Below are 19360 nucleotides of genomic sequence, written 5' to 3' on the forward strand. Positions count from 1 at the left end.
CGGCGGCTCCGGCCTGAATCCGGATCCGGGTCTGGGGCCGATCAGGGAGCCCAGTAGATCTCGACCGGGGAAGTGGCCCGGCGCAGAACGGCGCGGATCGGCATTTCTGCCTCGTCAGCGCTGCCTTCCGCCTTGGCGAGAACGTCTTTTTTGCCTTCGCCCTCGATATGGAGCACCAGGAGTGCGGCATCCTGAAGACTGGAGAAGGTGAAGGTCAGGCGCGGCTCGCCGGCTCCTTCCGCTTCCATCGGGATGACGCCGCGCGGCGTCGATGCGTCGAGCGCCTGGGCAAGATTGCTGCCGCCCGGAAAGAACGAGGCCGTGTGGCCATCGCCGCCCATGCCGAGGATCACCACGTCGAAGGGGATGCCGATTTCGGCGCTCTTTTCCGTCGCAAGCCTTGCGGCTTCCTCGACTGAGGATGCCGGCTGGTAAAGCGGCACGAAACGCGCCGCCTTCGCCTTGTTCTGCAAGAGATTGGCATCGACCAGCAGATGATTCGAGCGCGGATTGTCGGCCGGTACGAAGCGTTCGTCCACCAGCGTGATCGTCACCTTGTCCCAGGCAATGTCGCGTGTCGAAAGCGCCTGGAAGAAGGCCTTCGGCGTCGAACCGCCGGAAACGGCCATGGACGCCGCACCTCGAGCGGAGATGGACGCCGAGAGCGTATCGGCAACCTTATCGGCGAGGCTGCCGGCGAGTTCGGCGGCACTGGCGAAGGAATGCAGGGTTGAGGCCATCGATGTCGTCCTAGATGTCGTCATGCCAGGTGCGGCCGTCGCGCTCGATCAGCGCGATGGCCTGGCTCGGGCCCCAGGTGCCGGCTGTATAGCCCTGCACCTGCTGGCCGGTCGTTTCCCAACCCTTGAGGATCGGATCCACCCATTTCCAGGCGGCTTCGACTTCGTCGCGGCGCATGAACAGGGTCTGGTTGGAACGGATCACGTCCATCAGCAGGCGCTCGTAAGCGTCCGGATTGCGGACATTGAACGCCTGGGCGAAGCTCATGTCGAGCGATACGTTGCGCAACCGCATGCCGCCCGGACCCGGATCCTTGATCATCAGCGACTGCTTGACGCCCTCATCCGGCTGCAGGCGGATGATCAGCTGGTTGGCGACGATGCGTCCGGCCGCCTGGTCGAAGATCGCATGCGGGATCGGCTTGAAGGTGATGACGATCTCGGACATGCGTCCGGTAAGCCGCTTGCCGGTTCTGATGTAGAAGGGAACGCCCGCCCAGCGCCAGTTATTGATCTCGGCCTTGATGGCGACGAAAGTCTCGGTGTTCGAGACGCCGCCTTCCAGCTCTTCGAGATAACCCTTGACCGGGCCGCTTCCCGAAGCGCCGGCGCGATACTGGCCGCGGACCGTCGCCTGCTCGACATTGGAGGCATCGAGCGGCTTCAGGGCGCGCAGCACCTTCAGCTTCTCGTCGCGAACGGCTTCCGAATCCATCGACGATGGTACTTCCATTGCCGTCAGGCAGAGCAGCTGCAGGATATGGTTCTGCACCATGTCGCGCAGCGCGCCGGCCGTATCGTAATAGCCGGCGCGGCCTTCGAGACCGACCGATTCCGCCACGGTGATCTGCACATGATCGATATAGTTGGCGTTCCACAGCGGCTCGTAAAGCGCATTGGCGAAACGCAAGGCCATCAGGTTCTGCACCGTCTCCTTGCCGAGATAGTGGTCGATACGGAAGATCTGCTCTTCCTTGAAGACGCGGCCGATCGTGTCGTTGAGTTGCAGCGCCGAGGCCAGATCACGGCCGATCGGCTTCTCGACGACGATGCGGGTCGATTTCGTGATCAGCTTGTGGTCATGGATCTTCTGGGAAATATCGCCGAAGATGCCGGGTGCTACCGCCAGATAGAAGGCGCGCACCCGGTCCCTGCTTTCGTCGAGCAGTTTCTTCAGCTGATCCCAGCCCGTGTCAGTGCGGGCGTCGACCGAAACATAGTAGAGGCGGGCACAGAACTTTTCGACCTCCGCGTCGTCGTATTCGCCTTTCTTCAGGTGTTCCTTCAGCGCGTCCTTGGCGAACTTGCGATATTCCTCATGCGAAAGCGGGCTGCGCGAGGCGCCGATGATACGCGTCGGTTCCGTAAACTGACCCTCGATCTGGCGATGGTAGAGCGCAGGCAGAAGCTTACGTTCGGCAAGGTCGCCGCTGCCACCGAAGACGACATAATCAAAAGGCTCAACGGGAATGATCTGGCTGCTCATGAGCTTGTCTCTCAATCAGGCTGGTTGGCGGCCCTTTTAATCTAATCGATTTAAAAAAGCCAGTGTGCAGTGCAATGAATTTGTCAGGCACCGGTTTTAGAGCGAATTCCCAAAAGAGGAAATCCGCAATCGGACTAAAACTTGTCGCGAAGCGCAAACCACGACAAGGCGAGGAAAAGCAACGGCGCTCGCATCCGGGCCCCGCCGGGAAAGGCGGGAACGTCGAGCGATTTGAACAGATCAAGATCGCCGGATTTTCCGAGCACCGCTTCCGCGTAGAGCTTGCCACAGTAGTTTGACAGCATGACGCCATGGCCGGAGTAACCGCCGATCGAGGTGACGCCGGGCATCACCTCGCGCACGAAAAGCTGGCGTGGCATGGTGATGCCGACGCTGCCTCCCCAGGCATGGGTGATCTCGATATCCTTCAGGTCGGGATAGATCTCGGCGATCTGCCGGCGGATATGCTCCGATATGTCCCGCGGATTGTCCGCCGTATAGGCCTCGCGCCCACCGAACAGCAGGCGGCCTTCGAATCTGCGGAAATAGCGCACGACGAAGCGCGAATCGGCGACGGCCTCGCCCCCCGGCAGCACATCGGGGTAGCCGTCGAGCGGAACAGTGGCGCCGATGAAGGAGCGGATCGGCATAACATGACTTGCCGTCACCGGCTCAAGATTGCCGATATGGCCGTTGCAGGCGATCAGCGCCCGGTCGGCGGTGATCGTGCCCTTTTCGGTTTCGATCGTCACCTTGCCGCCGCTTTGGCGGATCGCCTTTGCCTGGGTCATCTCGAAAATGGACGCGCCGGCATTGGCGGCCACCCGGGCGAGCCCGATGAGCAGCTTGAGCGGATGAATATGGCCGGTCCCGACATCGCGCACGCCGCAGTGGAAACGCTTCGAGCCGAGCCGCTCCTGCGTTTCCTTCTCATCCATGAAGCTCAAATGCGGGTAGCCATAGCGCTCAGCGGCGATTTGGGCATTCTCACGGTAGTCACGTTCGTAGCTTGCCTTGTGCGCGACGTTGAGCTGCCCGGGCACATAATCGATCTCGATCTGATGTTCCCGGGCGAAATCGAGAAGATGGCGCTTGGCCGCCTCGGCGACATCGAACAGGGCTTTCGAGCGTTCGTAGCCGATCTTTTCCTCAAGCTCTTCCGGCCACCATCGCTGGCCGGTGCCGAGCTGGCCGCCATTGCGCCCCGACGCTCCGTCTCCGAAGCGCCAGGCCTCGATCAGCACGACGGAAACGCCTGACTTGGCGAGGTTGTAGGCGGCCTGCAGGCCGGTATAGCCGCCGCCGACAATTGCGACGTCGCATGTTCTCGAGCCGTCGAGAGCGGCGTAGGTCGGCCGCTCCCCGACAGTTGCCTGATACCAGGATAGCCCGGGCGCAATCGGGCTCTGCCACATCGCCTGCGATGCCATGATATCGCTCACACGTTGAGCAGAAGAAACTCCCGCTCCCAGGGACTGATCACCTGCATGAAGGTCTCGAATTCGCCGCGCTTGACGCCGGCGTAAAGGCCGATGAACTGCTTGCCGAACACCTCTTCGAAGGCGGGCTCGTCCTCCATCAGCGCCACGGCTTCCAGCAGGCCGCGCGGCAGGTCGATCGAGCCCTCGTTGGCCGAATCCTCGGTCGGCGCCGTCGGCTCGATCTGCCTCATGATGCCGAGCAGGCCGGCGGCAAGCGATGCGGCGAGCGCCAGATAGGGATTGGCGTCCGAGCTCGGCAGCCGATTTTCTACCCGCCGCGCCTGCGGATCGGAAACCGGAACGCGGAAGGCGGTCGTTCGGTTGTCGTAGCCCCAGGCGTTGTTGACCGGGCAGGACATGTCGGGCTGCAGGCGCCGATACGAATTCACATAGGGCGCCAGCATCGCCATCGCGCTTGGCACGAATTTCTGCATGCCGCCGATGAAATGGAAGAATTCCTTCGAGGCCGATCCATCCGCATTGGAGAAGACGTTTCTGCCCGTCTCGACATTGACTACCGACTGGTGGATGTGCATCGCCGATCCCGGCTGGCCCTGCATCGGCTTGGCCATAAAGGTCGCATAGATGTCGTGCTTCAGCGCCGCTTCACGGATCGTGCGCTTGAACAGGAACACCTGGTCGGCAAGCTCGATCGGATTGCCGTGGCGCAGGTTGATTTCGAGCTGCGCCGGTCCCTCTTCGTGGATCAGCGTATCGATCTCCAGTCCCTGCTTCTCGGAGAAATGGTAGATGTCGTCGATCAGCTCGTCGAATTCGTTGATGCCGGCGATCGAATAGCCTTGGCCGCCGAGGATCGAGCGGCCGGAGCGGCCTTTCGGAGGATGCAGCGGATAGTCGGGGTCGTCATTCTTGGCGACCAGGTAGAACTCGATCTCGGGTGCGACGATCGGCTTCCAGCCGCGATCATGATAAAGGCTCATGATCCGCTTCAAGACGTTGCGGGGCGTATAGGGCACTTCCCCCCCATCCGAATCGACGATATCGCAGATCACCTGCGCCGTCGGGTCGGTCTCCCAGGGCACGACCGATAGCGTCGACAGATCCGGCATCAGCTTCAGATCGCTGTCGCGCGGCTCGTATCGGAAGCTCTCGGTCTCCTCCGGATACTCACCTGAAATCGTATGTCGGTAGATCGCCGAAGGCAGGGCCAGTGAGGTGTTGGAGGTGAATTTGGAACTCGGCATCATCTTGCCGCGCGGAACGCCGGCAAGATCCGGCGTGATGCATTCAATGTCTTCGATGCTCCTAGCCCTCAGCCACTGCGCCGCTTCCTTCCAGTTCGCAACGCCGCGCAGGGATCCGGGGTCCGGGGGTGTTTTGGTCGAGGCGGGTACGTTTCTGGCAGGCTTCAGCGTCGTCTTTTTTGGGGACATGACACACCGGTTTGGTTGATCGTGGCGCCATCATAGCCGGAGTTTGCCAATTGGCGAGGGGTTGAGAACGTTGACTTTCGTCCTTTGATGGAAAAGAAGACGCCGGTTGGATCGGGGAAAAAGGTTTGCAGCACAAAAGCGACGTCATCGTCATCGGCGCCGGAGCCGCCGGCATGATGGCGGCCATTCGCGCGGGCAAACGCGGCCGCTCGGTCGTGGTCATCGACCATGCGAAGGCGCCTGGCGAGAAGATCCGCATATCAGGCGGCGGCCGCTGCAATTTCACCAATATCCATGCCGGACCGAGGAATTTCCTTTCCGCCAATCCGCATTTCTGCAAGTCGGCGCTTGCCCGTTTCACGCCCGCCGATTTCATCGCCATAGTCGATCGGCATGGCATTGCATGGCATGAAAAGACGCTCGGTCAGTTGTTCTGCGACGATAACGCCAAGGACATCATTCGTATGCTGCTGGACGAGATGCGCGCGGTCGGCGCGGGCCTGCATCTCGGCACCGAAGTATCCGGCGTCGAGAGGAGGGAGGCAGGCTTCCGCGTCTCCACGGGCGAAGGCGTCTTCGAGGCATCCTCTCTCATCGTGGCGACCGGCGGCAAATCGATCCCGAAGATGGGTGCCACCGGCTTTGCCTATCGCCTTGCCGAACAGTTCGGCCTCACCGTGCTCGAAACCCGCCCGGCTCTCGTGCCGCTGACGCTGGATCCAGGCATGCTTGCAAGCATTGCGCCGCTTGCCGGCATCTCGGCCCCCGCCGAAATCCGCCACGGCCGCACTGCCTTCCGTGAAGCGCTGCTGTTTACCCACCGGGGTTTAAGCGGCCCCGCCATCCTGCAGATTTCCTCCTACTGGCGGGAGGGCGATGAAATCGTCGTTGCAGTCGAACCGGATGTCGACATATCGGCGCATTTGAAGACGGCGAAGCGGCTTAATGGCCGCCAGTCGGCCCAGACAGCTCTCGGCGATATCCTGCCGAAGCGGCTGGCCCAGTTTCTCGTCGAGCGGGAAAAGATCGCCGGTAATATGGCCGACCTGCCGGACAAGGCCCTGCAGCGGCTGGCCGCCAGCGCCCAGAACTGGATCATCAAACCATCCGGCTCGGAAGGATATCGCACTGCCGAGGTGACGCTCGGCGGCATCGACACCGCGGGCCTCGATTCCCGCAGCATGGAAGCAAAGACCGTTCCCGGCCTTTATTTCGTCGGTGAATGTGTTGACGTCACCGGCTGGCTCGGCGGCTATAATTTCCAATGGGCCTGGGCTTCCGGTTTTGCCGCCGGCGAATCTGCTTAGAAATATCCGCAATAACGATTCAAGACTTCTTAAGAGAGGTGCGCCATCCTGTCTCAATTGCCGGCTCTGAAAGCTTTTCCCAAATTAAGCTTTACCGGCAGGCCTTTTTGTTGGACTGTTGTGTCATAAGAGTGAGGTTTCGAGCATGAACAGAAACGCACGACGCGCCCGCGCCATCGCAATCGCCCAGGCAAAACCCGACGCCCGCATCGCCACCCTGCGATACCTGATGCTCGCAGCCGGCGCGACCGCCGCCAGCCTGGCGCTGCTGCTAGCCAACCTCATCTGATCCTGCCCGCCCATCTGAAAGCAAACTTGCCGGCCTCCGATCGCGACGCTGCGGCCGCGTGGCGCATAATCTGCAATTATTTCACCGTCTTGGCTTAAGTCACCATTACCGCTTATCTGAAAATTAATATCTAATCTGACACAATCGCCCGCGATTATTTGGGCGTTTCCAACTCTGCTTGGACATGAACCGGCAATGACTGCCGCCTGGCCTCCAGGTCCCCCGATGGAAATAGAATAATTCGATGTGCACTCGGCTGGCGCGCCTTATGGCTGCCGGCGGGAGGAGTAGTGTATGAAAGGCCCGGAACGCCATGTTGATTGACAAGATTCTTTCCCGTTTCAGGATCAAGACCAAGGTTTTGATCTTCGTTCTGCCCTTTGTCGTCACCATTTCGGCGGTGGGCTTGACCGGCCTTTACGCATCCGGGCTTCTCCAGGGCCGCATGGAAATATCCAACAGCGTGCTGCAGTCGCTGAGCGGGTTCAAGGATCTTTACGGTTCGATGGATGATTTCCTGCGCGTCACCAGCCCCGAGGCGCGCGACAAGCTGCTGTCGGATCTGAAGATGCAGCAAGGCGTGCTCGATCAGACGCTCGACCAGGTCGGTGAACAGGCTGCCGGCCGGGACAGCCTCGCGGAAGCTTCGAGCCGCACCAAGGAGATTTCGGGCGTCGTCGACAAGCTCTGGGCGTTGCACGAGCAGGAACAGGCGCTGCATGAGCAGATCGACGCGGCGCAGAAGAGCCTGATCAGCACCCGCTTCACGGTCTCTTATCAGGCCGATGAACTGCAGACCGCGCTTCAGCGCGACGAAGGCGCCGCCACCATCACGCTGCGCACGGCCGACCGTCTGCTGAAGGGCGGCGATTTCCTCGGCAGCGTCGCCAGCGGTTACAGCAAGCCGCAGACGCCTGAGGAAAAGATCGCCTACATCAAGGAACAGCTGCCGGAGATCATGAAATCCCAGCGGCTAATCGCCATTTCGGTCCCCACCAACCAGAAGAATGTCATCGACTCGCTGGCTGCGACCATTGACAGCATCAAGCAGATCGCCGAGATGCCCAGCCCGACGGAGGAAAACATCACCGAGCTCGGTCGTCTCGTGTCCCGCTTCCGCCAGACCTCGACCTATACGCAGCTGACCGCGACGCAGAAGATGCGTGAGGCAACACAGCGCTTCGCCGAACTCGAAGGCCGCATCGCCCAGACCAATTCCGTCCTTCAGGATACGCGGCGCCTGGAAAATTCGGTCTATGCGCTGCAGATCGTCCTTTCCGATTTCCTTGCCAATTCAAGCAAGGAAAATCTCGTCCGCCTGCAGCAGCAGACCGGCACGCTTGGCAAGGACATGGAGGTGCTGACAACAAGCGCCAAGGGCATGGGCTTTGCCGAAGGCATATCGGATGCAATCAAGCCGGCGCTCGACGCCATTGCCGGCGGCGGTTCGAAGATCGTCGATACGATCGGCGAGCGCGTGACGGCCTATGCCGCAGCGCGCCAGGAACTCGACGGGATCTGGAGGAAGCTCACTGATTTCGCCGAACTGCAGAAGCAGACGGCCGGCACCGAGCGCACCCAGGCAAACAGCATCTCCGTCATGACCACTGGCCTCGGCATTCTTCTGTCGATCCTCGGCGGCATCGCCCTGGTTCTGACGCTGCAGCGCCCGATCAGCCAGATCACCGCCGCCATGCGCCGCATTGCCGACGGAGCCCTGGATACCAGCATATCGGGCGAGCAGCGCTATGACGAAATCGGCGACATGGCCCGGGCGCTCGGCATCTTCAAGGAAAATGCCATCTCGAAGATCCGCATCGAGGAACAGAGCGACGAGGAGCGCGCTGCCGCCGAGCACGAGCGCCAGCGCAACGATGCCGAAAAGCGCGAGATGGACCGTCAGATCGAGTTCGCGGTCAACGCACTTGCGGCCGGCCTCGAGCGCATGTCGCAGGGCGATATCTCGACGACGATCGATACCCCCTTCATCGGCCGACTCGAACAGCTTCGTCAGGATTTCAACGGTTCGATGCTGCGCCTGCAGGCAACGATGAGCCAGATCCGCGACAACGTCGAATTGATCCAGGGCAACGGCAACCAAATGGCCCACTCGGCCGAGGATCTCTCCAAGCGCACGGAACAGCAGGCTGCCTCGCTCGAAGAGACCGCCGCAGCCGTCGATCAGATCACCGTCACGGTCCGTTCGTCGGCCGAACGCGCCAAGGACGCGGACCAGATCGTCCGCCAGGCCAAGCGCAGCGCCGACGATTCCGCGGTCGTCGTCAGCAATGCGATTGACGCCATGGGCCGCATCGAGGAGGCCTCGCGTCAGATCGAGCAGATCATCGGCGTCATCGACGAGATTGCCTTTCAGACCAATTTGCTGGCGCTCAACGCCGGCATTGAAGCGGCGCGCGCCGGCGAAGCCGGCAAGGGCTTCGCCGTCGTCGCCATGGAAGTCCGCGAACTTGCCCAGCGCTCCGCCGCCGCCGCGCAGGAGATCAAGGGCTTGATCAACAAGTCGACCAGCGAGGTCAGCTCCGGCTCGCAATTCGTCCAGGAAACCGGCACAGTACTTGCGAAGATCAGTGCTCAGATCGTCACGATCAGCCAGCACGTCGAGATGATTGCCCGCGCCAGCCACGACCAGTCCAACGCGCTGCAGAGCGTCAACTCGACGGTCAATCAGATGGACCAGATGACGCAGAAGAACGCCGCCATGGTCGAGGAGACGACGGCCGCCAGCCGCGAACTGGCGGACGAGGCTGACGCGCTGCGCCGTCTGATTCAGCAGTTTAAGATCCACGGCGAGGCGGCCGAAGCCGAGGTCTATCGCGCTGCCTGATCGCGATCCCTTTTCATCCAAACGGCCCCGGCTCTTCCCGGGGCCGTTTTCTTTTGTGTGCAGAATCGCGCTTCCCGCCGCTCTGATTTACGGAAAATTTTTCCTTAACGCTTTTGGCTTAATTTAGCATTTGTCATGCCGGCCGGGGGTTACGATGCAGCGCCTTTTTTCTACGTCTATCGTGCGACAGATCGTTGCGATCACGCTGTTTCTGCTGGCGATCAGCACGGCCGCCATTGTCGGCGCAACCTATTACAATCTCAGCCGTCATGTGATGGACGGGGCCGTCTCCGACGCCAGGGATGCCGCCCGCGCCATGGCTGTCCTTTACGGCGCAGCTGATCCGGCGGCGAAGATTGAGGTGAAGGACAATCAGCTCTCCGCCGTCACCGAGGATGGGGTTCCAGCCCTTGCCGATCATTCGCTTGTCGATCGCACCGCGCAGTCGATCGCCGGCGTAGCGACCATTTTCCAGAAGCAGGGCAGCGACTACGTCCGCATCTCCACGAACGTCAAGAAAGAAAACGGCGAGCGCGCCGTCGGCACCAAGCTCGCAGCCGAGCACCCGGCTCAGCCGGTTCTTGCCAGGGGTGAGGCCTATTACGGCCCGGCCGAGCTATTCGGCCGCAAGTTCATGACCGGCTATTTCCCGATCAAGAACGCATCGAATGCCAATGTCGGTATTCTCTTCATCGGCATTCCGATGGAATTCTATTACCAACGCATGAATGAGCTGCAGATCCTGATTCTCGGCATCGGCGCCATCGTCATGCTGCTCGTCGGTGTTCTCGCCTTTTATGCGATCCGCCTGTCGGTGAAGCCTTTGCAGGCGCTGACCGCCAGCGTCCACTCGATCTCCTCGGGCGATCTCGAAGGGACGATCCCTTGTCTTGAGAAGAAGAACGAGTTCGGCGATATCGGCCGAGCCCTGGCGCTTTTCCGCGACAGCGCCCGCGCCAGGCGCGATCTGGAAACCGAAGCAGTCGAACAGCGCGCCTTGAGCGACGCGGAACGCGCCCGCAACGACGCGGACAAGCGCTCGCTCGACAGCCAGATCGATTTTGCCGTCAGCCAGCTTGCGGCCGGCCTCGGGCGCCTGTCCCAGGGCGATGTCTCGCAAACCATCGGCACGCCCTTTATCGGCCGGCTGGAACAACTGCGCGTCGATTTCAACGCGTCCCTGCTGCGGCTTCAGGATACGCTCTCCGGCATTCGCGACAGCGCCTCGACGATCCAGCGCAACAGCAGCGCCGTTTCGGCCTCCGCCGGCGAGCTTTCGAAACGCACCGAGGCGCAGGCGGCGAGCCTGGAGGAGACCGCCGCCGCGGTTGAGGAGATCACAGTGACAGTTCGCTCCTCCGCCGAGCGTGCCCGCGAAGCCAACAGCGTCGTGGCCGCGACCAAGAAGACGGCCGACAATTCCGGCACCGTGGTTGGCGATGCCGTCGCCGCCATGGAGCGTATCGAAGGGGCCTCGAAGCGTATCGAGCAGATCATCGAGGTGATCGACGATATCGCCTTCCAGACCAACCTTCTGGCGCTGAATGCCGGCATCGAAGCGGCGCGGGCCGGCGAGGCGGGCAAAGGCTTTGCCGTCGTCGCCCAGGAAGTCCGCGAACTCGCCCAGCGTTCGGCCGATGCGGCGCGCGAGATCAAGTCGTTGATCGAAACGTCGAGCCGGGAAGTGACGGCAGGCTCGGAACTCGTCCAGAAGACCGGCGGCGTTCTTGCCTCGATCAGCCAGGAGATCATCGCGATCAGCGGCCATGTCGAGACCATCGCCACTGCCAGCCGCGATCAGTCGGCCGCGCTGCAGGAGGTCAACGGCTCCGTCAACGCTATGGACCAGATGACCCAGAAGAACGCGTCGATGGTTGCCGAGACCACGCAGGCAAGCCGTCTGCTCGCCGGCGAGGCCGATACGCTGATGGCGCTGATCGAACGCTTCCGTATTGGCACCGAGCCCGCGGCCGCTCACCTCGGCGTAAGGAAAGTCGCCTGAGGAACCCGGCAGCGACTGCCGCAAGACTGCGCTGCAGCTTTGCGGCGCTTTGACACCACGCGCCTGATGATGAGGTCGAGCGAGGTCAGCCAGGCGGCGAAGCGAATGGTGCCCTTGTCTCCGAACTCGTCATAGAATCGATCCTCATCCGCCTTGCTGTTGCTCGGCGGGCGATGGTGGCGAAATCCATGCACGCCTGCGATGGTGATCATGTCGATCATGGGATGTCCTTTCCTACTCAAAGACATCTCTTGATTTAAGCGGCGAATTTCTCTTCATAAACAGGGAAATCCACGCTATGTTTTTCACTAATGAAAAACGCGAATTGGGATTCCTATCAGCTTTTCCTGCAGGTGGCCCGGCTCGGCGGCCTGACGGGGGCGAGTTCCGCAAGCGGTCTTAGCCCCGCGACCATCGGCCGACGCATGCTCGATCTAGAACAGGAGGTCGGCCGCACCCTGTTTTCCCGCAGCCAGACAGGTTATCGGCTGACGCGGGATGGCCAGGCGCTGCTCGATCACCTTCAGGAAATGGAGGCCGCCGCCCGCAAGGTCGAAGCCTGGCGGCAGTCCGGGGAGGGCGGCACGACAGTTAGGATCAGTGCAGGCACCTGGGTCGCCTGGCTTCTGACGGAGAATTTCGCTGCCATCCGCATGCCGGGCGATGCCTTCGCCATTGCGCTCACCATAGGCGAGGCGCGGGCAAGCCTTGCCTATCGCGAGAGCGACATCGGCATTCGCGCTTTCGAGCCGGAGGAACCCAATCTGGCCGCCCGCCAGCTTGGAGAGGTGGCATACGCCGTCTATGTCAGGCGAAACGCAGTCGAGACCGACGAGCGCTGGATTGCCGTCGGCGAGGAGGAGGCGATCTCGGCCTATCTGCGCTGGCCGCATTCCCATGCCGCGGCTGATATCGTCGCCACCGTCAACCGGCCGCGCTCGCTGCCGGATCTGGTGCGCGCCGGCGCCGGCAAGACGGTGCTTCCCTGTTTCGTCGGCGATCTCCATCCCGAATTGCAGCGCCAAGGCGGCGAATTGCCGGAATTGCGTCATCGTCAATGGATCGTCATGAATGCCGAGGATCGCCATCGCCCGGAGATCCGCACGGTCGCCGACCGCATGACGAAGCTCGTTAGAAGCTATGCCGACCTTTTCGCCGGCAAGCGTCCGAGCCGCGGCTGATACCGAAGGCGGGAATACTGAAAGACTATAAGACGTCCGCGCATTCTTTCGCGGCGCGGACGCTGTGATCGAGCGCAAACCGAGCAGTGCCCGGGCTGCCGCCTATTTCGTCAGTGCCGGTTGGTGACGACGACCGGGATCAACAGGTCGCCCCAGTTGCCGTCGCCGCCGTGGTGACGGGCCGAGCGCACCAGTTCGACAGAAACGCCGGCCTCGACGGCCTTCATGACGGATTGGTTCAGCCGATGCAGGTCATTGGCGAGCATGCGGATCGTCGTCTGCTGATCCTCGCTCATGCTCGATGCCTGCTCTTCGGCCCGTTCGCGGACGCGTGCGATGGATGCCATGATCTATCCTCCTCTTCGGGTCATTCCGCAGCCGGTTTGAACTGCGCATGTTCGGTTGAATCGTGCATCGCCGTGGTCGAAGACCGGCCGCCGGTGATGGCGAGCGACACGGCGTCGAAATAGCCGGTGCCGACCTCGCGTTGATGTTTGGTGGCGGTATAGCCGTTCACCTCCGCGGCGAATTCGGCCTGCTGCAGTTCGGAATAAGCCGACATCTGCCGCTGCTTGTAGCCGCGCGCCAGCTCGTACATGCCATAGTTCAGCTGGTGGAAGCCGGCGAGCGTGATGAACTGAAATTTGTAGCCCATCGCGCCGAGCTCGCGCTGGAACTTGGCGATCGTCGCCTCGTCGAGGTTCTTCTTCCAGTTGAACGATGGCGAGCAATTATAGGCAAGCAGCTTGCCCGGATGGACCCTGTGCACACCCTCGGCAAAACGGCGCGCCTGCTCCAGATCCGGCTTCGAGGTCTCGCACCAGATCAGGTCGCAATGCGGCGCATAGGCGACGGCACGGGCGATGCAGGGCTCGATGCCGTTTCTGACCTGATAGAAGCCTTCGACTGTGCGCCCGGCATCATAGTCGACGAAGGGCTGGTCGCGCTCATCGATATCAGACGTCAGCAGTTTTGCTGCTTCCGCATCGGTGCGGGCGATGACCAGGGTCGCCACGCCCATGACGTCGGCAGCAAGCCGGGCGGCGTCGAGATTGCGGATATGGGCGGCCGTCGGAATCAGCACCTTGCCGCCGAGATGGCCGCATTTCTTCTCCGAAGCGAGTTGGTCCTCGAAATGGACGCCTGCCGCACCCGCCTCGATATAGGCCTTCATGATCTCGAAGGCGTTGAGCGGTCCTCCGAAACCGGCTTCCGCATCGGCGACGATCGGTGCAAACCAGGTCTCGACGGAAAGGCCGTTGCCCTCTGCGGTCTCGATCTGATCGGCGCGCTGCAGCGTGCGGTTGATGCGCTTGGCGAGTTCCGGCCCCGCATTGGCGGGATAAAGCGACTGGTCGGGATACATCGCGGATGCGGTATTGGCGTCGGCCGCCACCTGCCAGCCGGAGAGATAGATCGCCTTCAGCCCGGCGCGCACCATCTGCATGGCTTGGTTGCCGGAGAGCGCGCCGAGCGCATTGACGAAGTCCTCCTGATGAATGAGCTGCCACAAGCGATCCGCCCCCATTTCGGCGAGCGTATGGCTGAGCGCCACCGAGCCTCTCAGCCGCTCCACGTCAGCGGCGGAATAGGGCCGTTCGATACCGTCAAAGCGGCCTGCTGAAGCATTTGGGACAAGCTTGTAAAAATCGGTCATGCGGGCTTTCCTCACTGAAAATCGTCATTGGGTGAATGAATGACAAGATTGACAATTTGCGCCGTTATGGCCAGAAAAACCTTTGATTTTCGGACCGGAAAGAGGTTAAGATGACGAGGATTGACAGAGGGGCGCTGTGAAGTTGTAAAATTTTGTAAATTAAGCGACCCTGTTCTTTGTCAAAGGTGTGACATGGCGGAACGGAAGATCTTCGCAGGCCCTAAACTGCGGCGCATTCGCAATGCGCTGGCGCTGACGCAGACCGCCATGGCCGAGGCGCTGGAGATTTCGCCTTCCTACCTGAACCTGATCGAACGCAACCAGCGGCCGTTGACGGTTCAGCTGCTCCTGAAGCTTGCGGCCGTCTACCGGATCGATCTGGAGGAGTTGCGGGGGCAGACCGGCGGCAGCCTCGGTCAGCTGAAGGAGGTCTTCGCCGACCCGTTGCTATCAGGCGAACTGCCCGGTGACCAGGAATTGGTGGAGGTGGCCGAGGCGGCGCCGAATGCCGCAAGCGGGATGATCAAGCTCTATCGCGCCTACCGCGAACAGGCCGCGCGGCTGTCCGATCTGACGGCGCTGATGGCGGCCGAGGGGCATGCGCCCGTTGCCGCCGGCCGGCTGCCGCTTGATGAGCTGCGCGAGGCGCTGGAGCGCCGATCGGGCTATTTCGGACGGATTGAGGCCGCGGCGGAAGCCTTTGCTGCAACTGTGCCCGGCGGCCTCGATCTGGCGGCGGGGCTGAAGGACTGGCTGCGCGCCGAACGCGGCATTGCGGTGCGCGTCTTGCCCGTGCACGTCATGCCGGATCTGCGCCGCCGTTTCGATCGTCATTCGATGCGGCTTTTCATTTCGGAGCGGTTGTCGCCGGCCGATCGTGCGCACGAAATCTCAGTCGAGGTCGCGAGTCTTGCCTTGCTGCCGGCCATCGATGCCGAGCTCGACGATCTCCAACTTTCCTCCGCCGAGGCGCGCCGCATCGCCCGCTTCGAGCTTGCCCGCATTGCGGCACTGGCGCTGGCCATGCCCTATGAAGCCTTCCTTTCGGCGGCCAAGGCGACGCGTTACGACATCGATATTCTTCGGGCGCGTTTCGGCGTCTCCTTCGGCCATGCGGCAACGCGTCTGACGATGCTGCAGCGACCTGGCGCGGCAGCAATCCCCTTCTTCCTGATCGAGATCGATGCGGCCGGCCATCGGCTGCGGCGAGCTGGCGCCCAAGGCTTTCCGCAGGCCCGTTTCGGCGGCGGCTGTCCGAAGCTCAATATCCACGCCGCCTTCCTGCAGCCGGGCCAGATTCTTGCCGAGACGGTCGTCATGCCGGATGGCGCGTCCTTCCTGACGGTCGCGCGCACCCTGGAGGGGCCGAGCGTCGAATTCGGCGAAAGAATCAGACGCACCGCGATCTTGGTCGGCTGCGATGCCGCTCTTGCAGACGGCGTGGTCTACGGGCAGGCGGCGGCGCTCGATCCGGTTGCGATCGGCCCGGCCTGTCGTCTTTGCGAGCGGCGCGGCTGCCTTTCCCGCGCCGAGCCGCCGGTAACGCGGCCGCTCGGACTGGACGAGATGGTGGCAGGCCTCAGCGCCTTCGACTTCCAGTGATTGTGAAATGATTGAAGGCGCAGTTTTTTGCGCTTGTGGGGTTAGAAATTCCTTCTTAGTCTGCGGGCAAAACCAGAGGGAAAAGATGTCCGCGGATGCGGGCTCTTCGAACAAACAGGAGAAATCATGAGGTCAACCATCGCAACCGTGACGGCCGCAGCCATCGCCGCGCTCCTTGCCGCCGCGCCGGCCGTTGCGCAGGAGCGCGTCGTTAACGTCTACAACTGGTCGGATTATATCGACGACAGCATCCTTGCCGATTTCACCAAGGAAACCGGCATCAAGGTCGTCTACGACACTTTCGATTCCAATGAGACTGTCGAAACCAAGCTGCTTGCCGGCGGCACCGGTTATGACGTCGTCGTTCCCACGGCCGACTTCCTGCAGCGTCAGATCCAGGCGGGCGTCTTCCAGAAACTCGACAAATCCAAGCTGCCGAACCTTTCCAACATGTGGGATGTGATCCAGGAGCGCACCGCTGCCTACGATCCGGGCAACGAATACGCTGTCGACTACATGTGGGGCACCGACGGGATCGGCTATAACGTCAAGAAGGTCGCAGAAATCCTCGGGCCTGATGCCAAGCCAGGTCTTGAAGTGATCTTCGACCCGAAGGTGGCCGAGAAGTTCAAGGATTGCGGCATCTACGTGCTCGACACGCCGAAGGACGTGATGACCACGGCGCTGCGTTATCTCGGCCTCGATCCGAACTCGACCAAGCCCGAAGATTTCAAGAAGGTCGAGGAATTGCTGACGGCGGTGCGCCCTTATATCCGCAAATTCCACTCCTCCGAATATATCAACGCCCTTGCCAACGGCGATATCTGCATCGCCTTCGGCTATTCCGGCGACATGCTGCAGGCCCGCGACCGCGCGGCCGAGGCCAAGAACGGCGTCGAGGTCAACTATTCGATCCCCGTGCAGGGCGCCCAGATGTGGTTCGACATGATGGCAATCCCCGCCGATGCCAAGCATGTGGCCGAGGCGCACGAATTCCTGAACTACCTCATGAAGCCCGAGGTCATCGCCAAGGCGAGCGACCACACCTTCTATGCCAACGGCAACAAGGCCTCGCAGCAGTTCGTCAGCAAGGAAGTGCTGGAAGATCCGGCCGTCTATCCGACCGACGAGGTGATGAAGAACCTCTTTACGGTCAAGCCGTGGGATCCGAAGACGCAGCGCACGGCCACACGGATCTGGACGAAGGTCGTGACCGGCCAGTAAGTCGATGCCAGGCCCGGACGGAAACGTCCGGGCCTTTCAATTACCGGCCCGGGGTGGAGGCCGGCTGAAAACTTATTCTCGGGGAATATGATGAAATCTTTGGGCAATATCCGCCGCGCCTTCGCACCCTGGACCGATCCTTCTGCAAAACCTTTCATAGCCTTCAAGAATGTCACCAAACGTTTCGGCAATTTCACCGCCGTCGATGATCTGTCGCTGAACATTTATCACCGCGAGTTCTTCGCGCTGCTCGGCGCCTCCGGCTGCGGCAAGTCGACGCTTCTGCGCATGCTCGCCGGCTTCGAGCAGCCGAGCTCGGGCGAAATCATCCTCGATGGCACCGATCTCGCCGGCACGCCGCCCTACAAGCGGCCGGTCAATATGATGTTCCAGTCCTACGCGCTTTTTCCGCATATGACCGTCGAGAGGAATATCGCCTTCGGCCTCAAGCAGGACGGCATGCCTAAGGACGAAATGGTCGAGCGCGTGACGCAGATGCTGAAGCTCGTAAAGCTGGAGCAGTTTGCCTCACGCAAACCGAATCAGCTCTCCGGCGGTCAGCGCCAACGCGTCGCGCTCGCCCGCTCGCTCGCCAAACGCCCGAAAGTGCTGCTGCTCGATGAACCGCTCGGCGCGCTCGACAAGAAGCTGCGCGAGGAAACCCAGTTCGAACTGATGGACCTGCAGCAGACGCTCGGCCTCACCTTCGTTGTGGTCACCCATGATCAGGAAGAGGCGATGACCATGGCCGACCGCATCGCGGTCATGAGCCACGGCCAGGTCGTGCAGGTGGCAACGCCGGGCGAAATCTACGAGGCGCCGAATTGCCGCTTCGTCGCGGACTTCATCGGCGACGTGAATATCTTCGACGGCAAGGTGACGACGTCAGGAAGCGGGGCGGTCGAGATATCAGTCGAAAGCGGCCTGACAATCCGGACTGCCGCCACGGAGGCGCCGGCGACCGGCAGCACGGTCGGTTTTGCTATCCGCCCGGAAAAGATTCGCGTGACGCGCACGGCCCCCGCGAACGCCTCGGTCAATGCCGCCAAGGGCGAGATCTGGGATATCGCCTATCTCGGCGACATGACCGTCTTCCACATCAAGCTGCCGGGCGGCAAATTCGTCAGAGCCTCTTCCCTCAACGCGCAGCGTTCCGTCGAAGACCCTTTCACCTATGATCAGGAGGTCTGGGTTTCGTTCGACGAGAATGGCGGCGTGCTGCTGAAGGACTGAGGCTATGGAAACTTTCGCATCTCGCCTTTACAACCGTCTCGTCATCATCATCCCCTATGCTTGGCTGCTGCTCTTCTTTCTGGCGCCGTTCTTCATCGTCTTCCGTATTTCCCTGTCGACGACGGCAATCGCCATCCCGCCCTATGAGCCGGTCTTCTCCTTTGCCGATGGCTGGAGTGGTTTCTGGAGCAAGGTCGCGACCTTTTCCTTCGATAATTACGGCTATCTCACCGACGATCCGCTCTATTTCAACGCTTATCTCTCGAGCGTCATCATCGCGGCGGTCTCGACCTTGCTGATGCTGCTGATCGCCTATCCGATCGCCTATGGCATGGCTCAGGCCCCGCGCCGCATCCGGCCGACGCTTTTGATGCTCGTCATCCTGCCGTTCTGGACGAGCTTCCTGATCCGCGTTTACGCCTGGATCGCTATCCTGAAGCCCGAAGGGCTGCTGAACCAGCTTCTCCTGTCGCTGCATGTGATCGACAGCCCATTGATCATCCTCAACACCACCACCGCCGTCTATATCGGCATCGTCTATTCCTATCTGCCCTTCATGGTGCTGCCGCTCTATTCGGCGCTCGAAAAGATGGACGGCACGCTGATCGAGGCAGCGCAGGATCTCGGCTGCACGCCGATCCAGGCCTTCTGGCGCGTCACCTTCCCACTGTCGATCCCCGGTGTGGTTGCCGGCTGCATGCTGGTCTTCATCCCTGCCGTCGGCGAGTTCGTCATTCCCGATCTTCTCGGCGGTTCGCAGACGCTGATGATCGGCAAGACGCTCTGGAACGAATTCAACGCGAACAGAGACTGGCCGGTCTCCTCGGCGGTCGCAACCATCCTGCTGATGATCCTGGTGATCCCGATCGTTTTCTTCCAGAATGTCCAGGCCAAGGCCGAAGAGCGGGGGAAGTAAGCC

Annotated in this window: 16 protein-coding genes; 9 read left to right on the top strand and 7 right to left on the bottom strand. The window is 61.4% G+C overall.

What is annotated here, in order from left to right; genetic code table 11:
- Window positions 1-41 precede the first annotated feature (41 nt).
- The 4 genes from pgl to ACQ7C1_RS01045 all read right to left on the bottom strand — a co-directional run bounded on the left by pgl (window position 42) and on the right by ACQ7C1_RS01045 (window position 5101).
- Window positions 42-740, bottom strand: a complete 699-nt coding sequence (gene pgl, locus ACQ7C1_RS01030; RefSeq protein ID WP_430956988.1) for a 6-phosphogluconolactonase — start codon at window positions 738-740, stop codon at window positions 42-44.
- 10 nt (window positions 741-750) lie between these two features.
- On the bottom strand, window positions 751-2226 hold the full coding sequence (zwf, locus tag ACQ7C1_RS01035; RefSeq protein WP_085776991.1) for a glucose-6-phosphate dehydrogenase: 1476 nt from the start codon (window positions 2224-2226) through the stop codon (window positions 751-753).
- Window positions 2227-2360: 134 nt separating this feature from the next.
- The gene (locus ACQ7C1_RS01040; RefSeq protein WP_430956989.1) at window positions 2361-3656 is read right to left on the bottom strand and encodes an NAD(P)/FAD-dependent oxidoreductase; all 1296 of its coding nucleotides are present in this window, start codon (window positions 3654-3656) and stop codon (window positions 2361-2363) included.
- 8 nt (window positions 3657-3664) lie between these two features.
- A complete protein-coding gene (locus tag ACQ7C1_RS01045) occupies window positions 3665-5101 on the bottom strand; it encodes a glutamine synthetase family protein (protein WP_183702729.1) in 1437 nt (478 codons plus the stop codon).
- Between the two features lie 125 nt (window positions 5102-5226).
- Here ACQ7C1_RS01045 and ACQ7C1_RS01050 point away from each other — a divergent pair, with 125 nt between their 5' ends.
- From ACQ7C1_RS01050 to ACQ7C1_RS01065, 4 genes are all read left to right on the top strand, one after another.
- Window positions 5227-6408 (top strand): NAD(P)/FAD-dependent oxidoreductase, encoded by a 1182-nt coding sequence (locus tag ACQ7C1_RS01050; protein WP_430956990.1) that lies wholly within the window; start codon window positions 5227-5229, stop codon window positions 6406-6408.
- A gap of 145 nt (window positions 6409-6553) precedes the next feature.
- A complete protein-coding gene (locus ACQ7C1_RS01055; RefSeq protein WP_176536335.1) occupies window positions 6554-6697 on the top strand; it encodes a hypothetical protein in 144 nt (47 codons plus the stop codon).
- Window positions 6698-7010: 313 nt separating this feature from the next.
- Entirely contained in the window at window positions 7011-9542 is a 2532-nt protein-coding gene (locus ACQ7C1_RS01060) for a methyl-accepting chemotaxis protein (protein ID WP_430956991.1), read from the top strand.
- Window positions 9543-9696: 154 nt separating this feature from the next.
- Window positions 9697-11544: a methyl-accepting chemotaxis protein gene (locus ACQ7C1_RS01065; protein WP_430956992.1), complete on the top strand. Its 1848-nt coding sequence runs from the start codon at window positions 9697-9699 to the stop codon at window positions 11542-11544.
- On the opposite strand, the gene ACQ7C1_RS01070 is transcribed toward ACQ7C1_RS01065, so the two are convergent.
- Complete coding sequence (locus ACQ7C1_RS01070; protein ID WP_430956993.1) at window positions 11517-11765, bottom strand: hypothetical protein; 249 nt, start codon at window positions 11763-11765, stop codon at window positions 11517-11519. The two genes, ACQ7C1_RS01065 and ACQ7C1_RS01070, sit on opposite strands and share 28 nt — an antisense overlap.
- A 90-nt stretch (window positions 11766-11855) precedes the next feature.
- Here ACQ7C1_RS01070 and ACQ7C1_RS01075 point away from each other — a divergent pair, with 90 nt between their 5' ends.
- Window positions 11856-12725, top strand: a complete 870-nt coding sequence (locus ACQ7C1_RS01075) for a LysR family transcriptional regulator (protein WP_430956994.1) — start codon at window positions 11856-11858, stop codon at window positions 12723-12725.
- A 110-nt stretch (window positions 12726-12835) separates the two neighbouring features.
- On the opposite strand, the gene ACQ7C1_RS01080 is transcribed toward ACQ7C1_RS01075, so the two are convergent.
- The gene (locus ACQ7C1_RS01080; protein ID WP_064800722.1) at window positions 12836-13072 is read right to left on the bottom strand and encodes an SMc00767 family acetate metabolism repressor; all 237 of its coding nucleotides are present in this window, start codon (window positions 13070-13072) and stop codon (window positions 12836-12838) included.
- A 20-nt stretch (window positions 13073-13092) separates the two neighbouring features.
- Window positions 13093-14382, bottom strand: a complete 1290-nt coding sequence (aceA, locus tag ACQ7C1_RS01085; protein ID WP_430956995.1) for an isocitrate lyase — start codon at window positions 14380-14382, stop codon at window positions 13093-13095.
- 192 nt (window positions 14383-14574) lie between these two features.
- Here aceA and ACQ7C1_RS01090 point away from each other — a divergent pair, with 192 nt between their 5' ends.
- The 4 genes from ACQ7C1_RS01090 (at window position 14575) to ACQ7C1_RS01105 (ending at window position 19357) form a co-directional block, all read left to right on the top strand.
- Window positions 14575-15984: a helix-turn-helix domain-containing protein gene (locus tag ACQ7C1_RS01090; protein WP_430956996.1), complete on the top strand. Its 1410-nt coding sequence runs from the start codon at window positions 14575-14577 to the stop codon at window positions 15982-15984.
- Window positions 15985-16110: 126 nt separating this feature from the next.
- On the top strand, window positions 16111-17208 hold the full coding sequence (locus ACQ7C1_RS01095) for a polyamine ABC transporter substrate-binding protein (RefSeq protein WP_097600375.1): 1098 nt from the start codon (window positions 16111-16113) through the stop codon (window positions 17206-17208).
- A 90-nt stretch (window positions 17209-17298) separates the two neighbouring features.
- Window positions 17299-18441 (top strand): ABC transporter ATP-binding protein, encoded by a 1143-nt coding sequence (locus ACQ7C1_RS01100; RefSeq protein ID WP_221157660.1) that lies wholly within the window; start codon window positions 17299-17301, stop codon window positions 18439-18441.
- Between the two features lie 4 nt (window positions 18442-18445).
- Window positions 18446-19357, top strand: a complete 912-nt coding sequence (locus ACQ7C1_RS01105) for an ABC transporter permease subunit (protein ID WP_221157659.1) — start codon at window positions 18446-18448, stop codon at window positions 19355-19357.
- Window positions 19358-19360 lie beyond the last annotated feature (3 nt).

The organism is Rhizobium sp. Nf11,1 (assembly GCF_050587665.1).
Lineage (GTDB): Bacteria > Pseudomonadota > Alphaproteobacteria > Rhizobiales > Rhizobiaceae > Rhizobium.

What these genes read in the sequence shown, in the direction of transcription:
- pgl (WP_430956988.1), bottom strand. Translation starts at nt 740, where the DNA reads ATGGCCTCAACCCTGCATTCCTTCGCCAGTGCCGCCGAACTCGCCGGC.
- zwf (WP_085776991.1), bottom strand. Translation starts at nt 2,226, where the DNA reads ATGAGCAGCCAGATCATTCCCGTTGAGCCTTTTGATTATGTCGTCTTC.
- ACQ7C1_RS01040 (WP_430956989.1), bottom strand. Translation starts at nt 3,656, where the DNA reads ATGGCATCGCAGGCGATGTGGCAGAGCCCGATTGCGCCCGGGCTATCC.
- ACQ7C1_RS01045 (WP_183702729.1), bottom strand. Translation starts at nt 5,101, where the DNA reads ATGTCCCCAAAAAAGACGACGCTGAAGCCTGCCAGAAACGTACCCGCC.
- ACQ7C1_RS01055 (WP_176536335.1), top strand. Translation starts at nt 6,554, where the DNA reads ATGAACAGAAACGCACGACGCGCCCGCGCCATCGCAATCGCCCAGGCA.
- ACQ7C1_RS01060 (WP_430956991.1), top strand. Translation starts at nt 7,011, where the DNA reads ATGTTGATTGACAAGATTCTTTCCCGTTTCAGGATCAAGACCAAGGTT.
- ACQ7C1_RS01065 (WP_430956992.1), top strand. Translation starts at nt 9,697, where the DNA reads ATGCAGCGCCTTTTTTCTACGTCTATCGTGCGACAGATCGTTGCGATC.
- ACQ7C1_RS01070 (WP_430956993.1), bottom strand. Translation starts at nt 11,765, where the DNA reads ATGATCGACATGATCACCATCGCAGGCGTGCATGGATTTCGCCACCAT.
- ACQ7C1_RS01075 (WP_430956994.1), top strand. Translation starts at nt 11,856, where the DNA reads ATGAAAAACGCGAATTGGGATTCCTATCAGCTTTTCCTGCAGGTGGCC.
- ACQ7C1_RS01080 (WP_064800722.1), bottom strand. Translation starts at nt 13,072, where the DNA reads ATGGCATCCATCGCACGCGTCCGCGAACGGGCCGAAGAGCAGGCATCG.
- aceA (WP_430956995.1), bottom strand. Translation starts at nt 14,382, where the DNA reads ATGACCGATTTTTACAAGCTTGTCCCAAATGCTTCAGCAGGCCGCTTT.
- ACQ7C1_RS01090 (WP_430956996.1), top strand. Translation starts at nt 14,575, where the DNA reads ATGGCGGAACGGAAGATCTTCGCAGGCCCTAAACTGCGGCGCATTCGC.
- ACQ7C1_RS01095 (WP_097600375.1), top strand. Translation starts at nt 16,111, where the DNA reads ATGAGGTCAACCATCGCAACCGTGACGGCCGCAGCCATCGCCGCGCTC.
- ACQ7C1_RS01100 (WP_221157660.1), top strand. Translation starts at nt 17,299, where the DNA reads ATGAAATCTTTGGGCAATATCCGCCGCGCCTTCGCACCCTGGACCGAT.
- ACQ7C1_RS01105 (WP_221157659.1), top strand. Translation starts at nt 18,446, where the DNA reads ATGGAAACTTTCGCATCTCGCCTTTACAACCGTCTCGTCATCATCATC.